General features: G+C 61.4%; 5 protein-coding genes and 1 pseudogene. 3 read left to right on the forward strand and 3 right to left on the reverse strand.

The window, feature by feature from the left end; genetic code table 11:
* Positions 1 to 44: 44 nt before the first annotated feature.
* Both E8A46_RS15860 and E8A46_RS15865 read right to left on the reverse strand, forming a co-directional pair.
* Entirely contained in the window at positions 45 to 530 is a 486-nt protein-coding gene (locus tag E8A46_RS15860) for a (2Fe-2S)-binding protein (protein WP_291562412.1), read from the reverse strand.
* Complete coding sequence (locus E8A46_RS15865) at positions 527 to 1,408, reverse strand: xanthine dehydrogenase family protein subunit M (RefSeq protein WP_291562415.1); 882 nt, start codon at positions 1,406 to 1,408, stop codon at positions 527 to 529. The genes E8A46_RS15860 and E8A46_RS15865 overlap by 4 nt, the downstream gene beginning before the upstream one ends.
* Positions 1,409 to 1,592: 184 nt before the next feature.
* Between E8A46_RS15865 and E8A46_RS15870 the strand changes: the two genes are divergently transcribed.
* From E8A46_RS15870 to E8A46_RS15880, 3 genes are read left to right on the forward strand one after another with little or no spacing between them, the layout of a single operon-like run.
* Positions 1,593 to 2,699: an LLM class flavin-dependent oxidoreductase gene (locus E8A46_RS15870; RefSeq protein ID WP_291562418.1), complete on the forward strand. Its 1,107-nt coding sequence runs from the start codon at positions 1,593 to 1,595 to the stop codon at positions 2,697 to 2,699.
* A gap of 27 nt (positions 2,700 to 2,726) precedes the next feature.
* Positions 2,727 to 3,605 (forward strand): polysaccharide deacetylase family protein, encoded by an 879-nt coding sequence (locus E8A46_RS15875; RefSeq protein ID WP_291562421.1) that lies wholly within the window; start codon positions 2,727 to 2,729, stop codon positions 3,603 to 3,605.
* Positions 3,606 to 3,618: 13 nt separating this feature from the next.
* Positions 3,619 to 4,608, forward strand: coding sequence for a Gfo/Idh/MocA family oxidoreductase (locus tag E8A46_RS15880; protein ID WP_291562426.1), 990 nt, complete (start codon positions 3,619 to 3,621; stop codon positions 4,606 to 4,608).
* Between the two features lie 99 nt (positions 4,609 to 4,707).
* On the opposite strand, the pseudogene E8A46_RS15885 reads toward E8A46_RS15880, so the two are convergent.
* A pseudogene (locus E8A46_RS15885) lies at positions 4,708 to 5,103 on the reverse strand (TetR/AcrR family transcriptional regulator); the annotation flags it as partial.

Genomic DNA, 5,103 nt, shown 5'->3' on the forward strand with positions numbered 1-5,103 from the left:
CCGATCGAGCTCCGAGAGCGTCTGCGGATTGGCCGGTGACGGCGTCATGGTGTGTGCCCCGCGCGGGCGCGCGCCGTGGTCTCAACCGCATCGATGATGGCCTGGTAGCCGGTGCAGCGGCAGTAATTGCCGGAGAGATGCTCGCGTATTCGCTCCCGGTCCGGCTCGGCCTCCTGCTTCAGCAAATCCTGCGCGGCGATCAGCATTCCCGGGGTGCAAAAGCCGCATTGTAGCGCGTTGCGGTCGCGGAAGGCGGCCTGCAGATCGGCGATCTCGCCGCTGTCGGATAATCCCTCGATGGTTTCAACCGAAGCGCCATGCATCTGCGCCGCCAGCATCAGGCAGGAACGCACGATCTCTCCGTTCACGCGCACCGTGCACGCACCGCACACCCCGTGCTCACAACCGACATGGGTTCCCGTCAGCTTCAGCTGCTCGCGCAGGAAGTCCACCAAGTTGAGGCGCGGCAGCACCTGCGCATCGATGCGCTCGCCGTTGACGTGAAGCGAGATCGACAACGCTGCCGTCACGCCAATCCCCCGGCACCGAGATCGGGACGGCCGAGAAGCGCGGACACGCATCGCGCCAGCAACACTTTCGCCAGATGCCGGCGCATCGAGCTGTTGGCCTGCTGGTCTTCGGGCGGATCGAGTTCTTCGCCCAGGTTATCCGATGCCTCCGACAACAATGCTGATGTGACGTTTGCCTTGAGCAGCTTTGCTCCGGCCTTCGCCAATACCGGCCGATCACCCACGGCAAAGAAGACCGCCCGAAGATCGGTCAGCGTGTCATTTTCCAGGACCGCCTGGGCGGCGAGGCCGACAATGGCGTAGTCGCCGTGGCGTCGGGCGAATTCGCAGAAGAAATGCGCGGAATTCCTTTGCGCGACCGGCAATTCGACCGCAACCAGTAATTCCTGTGCCGACAGGACCGTTTCATAAATTCCCGTGAAAAACTCCGTGGCTGGAATTCGACGTTCCCCGCCGGGTCCACGGACGATGATGGTGGCATTCAGCGCGACCATGCAGGCCGGCAGTTCGGACGCCGGATCGGCGTGCGCGAGGCTGCCGCCGATCGTGCCCCGGTTGCGGATGGCGGGATGCGCGACATGGGCGATGGCGTCGGTCAACAGCGGCGCGTGCGCGGCGATTTCGGAAGACTTGAAAAGATCGGCGTGGCGGGTCAGCGCGCCGATCTTGACCGTGTCTCCCCTGACCGCGATGCCGCGCAGTTCAGCGAGATCACCGATGTCAACGATCAGTTCCGGAGCAACCAACCGAAGATTCATCGCGGGCATCAGGCTCTGGCCGCCCGAAAGCACTTTCGCCCCGTCGCCATGCGCGACCAGCAATTCGATCGCGTTCCCGACGCTGGTTGCACGGGCGTAGCTGAAAGCCGAGGCTTTCATTGATGTGACCTCCCCGGCCGGATTGTGATGTATTTTTCAGGATTAGACGGCGGTGCCTGCCAAAGGTCAAGGTTGTTTATCGAACGATTATTTCTGGTGACTCGACTTTCGGATTAGTCATAATGGCATGAAACGAGCGACCATTTCCGAACGCAACAAAATCAGCTCCTGGGAGGAGCAGGCGATGAATCTGGGTTTCTTTACCATGCCGATCCATCCTCTCGACAAGGATTGGCAGCTCTCACTCCGGGAAGATCGCGAAGCCTTCCTGCTTGCCGACGAACTGGGGTTCAACGAGGCCTATGTCGGCGAGCACGTCACCGACAGGGCGGAGAACATCACCTCCTGCATCGCGTTCCTGGCCTGGATCGCGGCTGCGACCAAGCAGATCAAGCTCGGCACCGGCACCATCAACATGCCGAACACCCATCCGGCCACGGTGGCGGCCACCATGGCGATGCTCGATCACATGCTGGACGGCCGCCTGATTTTCGGCATCAGCCCCGGCGGGCTGCTGTCGGATGCCGAATTGTTCGGCAATCTCGACGCCAACCGTAACGAGATGTTTCTCGAATCGATCAATCAGGTCCTCGATATCTGGGCCAGCGAGCCGCCGTATAATTTCAAGGGAAAATACTGGAACATCTCGACCGAGCGGACGCTGATCGGGGATATCGGGCAAGGGTTTATCGCAAAGCCGCTGCAGCGGCCGCATCCACCGATCGTCGTCACCGCGGTGGCGCCGTTCTCAAAGGGCGTTACCGAGGCCGCCGTGCGCGGCTGGGACCCGATTTCGGCAAACTTCCTGATGCCCGCTTGGGTCAAAAGCCACTGGCCGAAATATGTCGAGGGCTGCGAGCGCGGCGGCCGCGCGGCGGACCCTGCGAACTGGCGCGTCGCCAAGAGCGTGTTCGTGGCCAAGGACGCGGCGACGGCAAAGGCCTACGCGACCGACCCGAACGGCCCTTACGTCTATTACTACCGCTCGCTGTTCACCAAATTGAAGAGGAATGGCCGCATCGAGCTGTTCAAGACCCGCCGCGACCAGCCCGACGACGAAGTGACACTCGAGATGGTCTGCGACAAGCTGATCATCTATGGAACGCCAGACAGCGTCGCCGACCAGTTACTGGCGTTCCAGGACGAAGTCGGGAAATTCGGCACGCTGCTTTACGCCGGCAAGGACTGGAAAGACCGCGAGCTCGGACGGCAGTCCATGATTCTAATGGCCGAAAAGGTCATACCGCGGGTCAACGCCGGCACCTCGAAACAGTCCAACGCCGCGGAATAATCTTCAAGAACCCGAGAAGACACGCCCGTGGCGCTTACCGATCGAATTCCATATCAGGCGCAAATCGACCGGCCGAGGCTGGTGCTTCCGGGCGGCAAGAAACTCGCGGTCTGGGTGATCCTCAATGTCGAGGAATGGCGGATCGAGAACGCGATGCCGCGAACCGTGCTCAGCCCGCCGATGGGGCAGCCGCTTCTACCCGATGTGCCGAACTGGTCCTGGCACGAATACGGCATGCGCGCCGGGTTCTGGCGGCAGTTCAAGGCGCTGACCGACCGCAACATGCCGGTGACCCTGGCGCTGAATGCCAGCGTATGCAGTTCCTACCCGCGCGTGGCCTCGGCCGCGCTCGAGGCAGGCTTTGAATTCATGGGCCACGGCTTCGTCCAGGGACCGATGCATAAACTGGAGAACCAGGCCGATACCATCAAGCGCGCTGTTGACACCATCGCGAAATTCACAGGCAAGTCGCCGCGATCGTGGGAAAGTCCGGGCCTGACGGAAAACAACGAGACGCTCGATCTGCTTCGCCTCAATGGCATCGAATATCTGGCGGACTGGGTGATCGACGATCTGCCGCAGGATATCGCCACGCCTCACGGCACCATGACGACCATCCCCTATTCGGTGGAAACCAACGACATCGTCATCCACGCGCTGCAGCATCTGCCATCCGAGCAGTTTCTCAAGCGTTGCACCGATCAGTTCGACCGGCTGTACCTTGAGGGCGCGACCAACGCGCGGATCATGGCGATCTCGGTTCATCCCTACATCACCGGCGTCCCGCACCGCATCAAATATCTCGAGGCGCTGCTCGACTACGTCATCGGCCATGATGGCGTGGCCCTGATGACCGCGAGCGAGATCGGCGACTGGTATCGCGCCGAGATGTCGAAATCAAAATGACCGGAAGCAACATATGATCAATGCCGCTGTCGTCGGGCTGGGCTGGTGGGGACAAAATATCCTCAAGAACCTGCTCAACAGTCCTGTCATCAAGCCGGTGCTGGGCGTCGATCCGCTGGAGCAGGCCAGAGCCTCGGTCGCAGCGCTCGGCGTCGAGACCGCGACGCGGTTTGAGGATGCGCTGGCGACCCCTGGGATCGACGCCGTCATTCTCTGCACGCCACAGGAACTACACGCCGAACAGATCGTCGCGGCCGCGCGGGCGGGACGCCATGTCTTCTGCGAGAAGCCACTCTGCACGACCGCCGCGGATGCGGAAGGCGCCCTGGCGGCCGTGCAGAAGGCAGGCGTCCAGCTGGGTATCGGCCATGAACGCCGGTTCGAACCCGCCGTCATCGAGATGCGAAAGCGGTTTGCGGCCGGTGAGTTCGGCAACCCGCTGCTGCTGGAAGGAAACTTCAGCCAGGATCTTTTCCTGAATCTGCCCCCCGACAATTGGCGCTTGTCGAAGACGGTGAACCCGGCCGGTCCCCTTTCGGCCACCGGCATTCACATGGTCGATCTTGCGATTGCGTTTCTGGGGCGGCCGACCAGTGTATGGGCGCGGCTTTCGCAACTGGGCAGCCATTTCGAGAACGGCGATACGATCTCGATCACGCTGGGGTTTGAAAGCGGCGCCACCGCGATCCTGGGCGCGGTGCTGGCGACGCCATTCATGGGGCGACTTGCACTATTGGGATCGAAGGGCTGGATGGAAATTCGCGACCGCAGCCATCCGCAGAATTCGACGGGATGGGATGTCATCAGCGTGCACCGGGATGAAAATCCCATCAGCGCTTTCTATCCGCCGCATGCGGCGGTGCGCGACAACCTCGAAGCCTTCGGCCGCGCCGCGCTGGGAGAGGCGCCCTACCCGGTCACTCCTGATGAAATGCTGGCGAACGTACGCAGCTTCGAGGCGATCCAGCGCTCGGTCAAAAGCGGCGGCATCGAGAATATCTGATCTGAGGCAGCCCAGAGCGTCGGTTCACCGACGCTCTGGGTATTTCGCTTTGACGCGTTTTCTTCACGCGAACCGGTGCCCACTTCGCTCGGAAACGCTTTATACGACCGCTTTCACCGGGGAATGGCGGACGCCATCAGCGTTTCCAAAGACCCGCTCGAACCCCGCCAGAAACGCATCAACGGCATCGCTGATCATCTGCTCCTTGTTTTCGAGCACCGGCGATTCGTAGATGTATTTGCGGACGCCATAATAAAAAATTCCGCTGTGAAACACCCAGGCCATCTCCAGCTCGGCAGCGGTCGGCTTGCTTTGCCCGGGCAGCCCCGCTTCATGCCGGCACTCCCGGATGATGCGGGAAAGAATCTTGTCACGGACCACGCCGACATACCATCGGTTGATCTCAAGCCCCTTCAGGCCCGAATAGAGATAGATGCGAATCCATTTGCGGCTGTAGATCACGTTGGTATAGGCGAGGTAGAATTCCCGCAGCCG

Source organism: Bradyrhizobium sp. (assembly GCF_004799445.1).
Classification (GTDB): Bacteria; Pseudomonadota; Alphaproteobacteria; order Rhizobiales; family Xanthobacteraceae; genus Bradyrhizobium.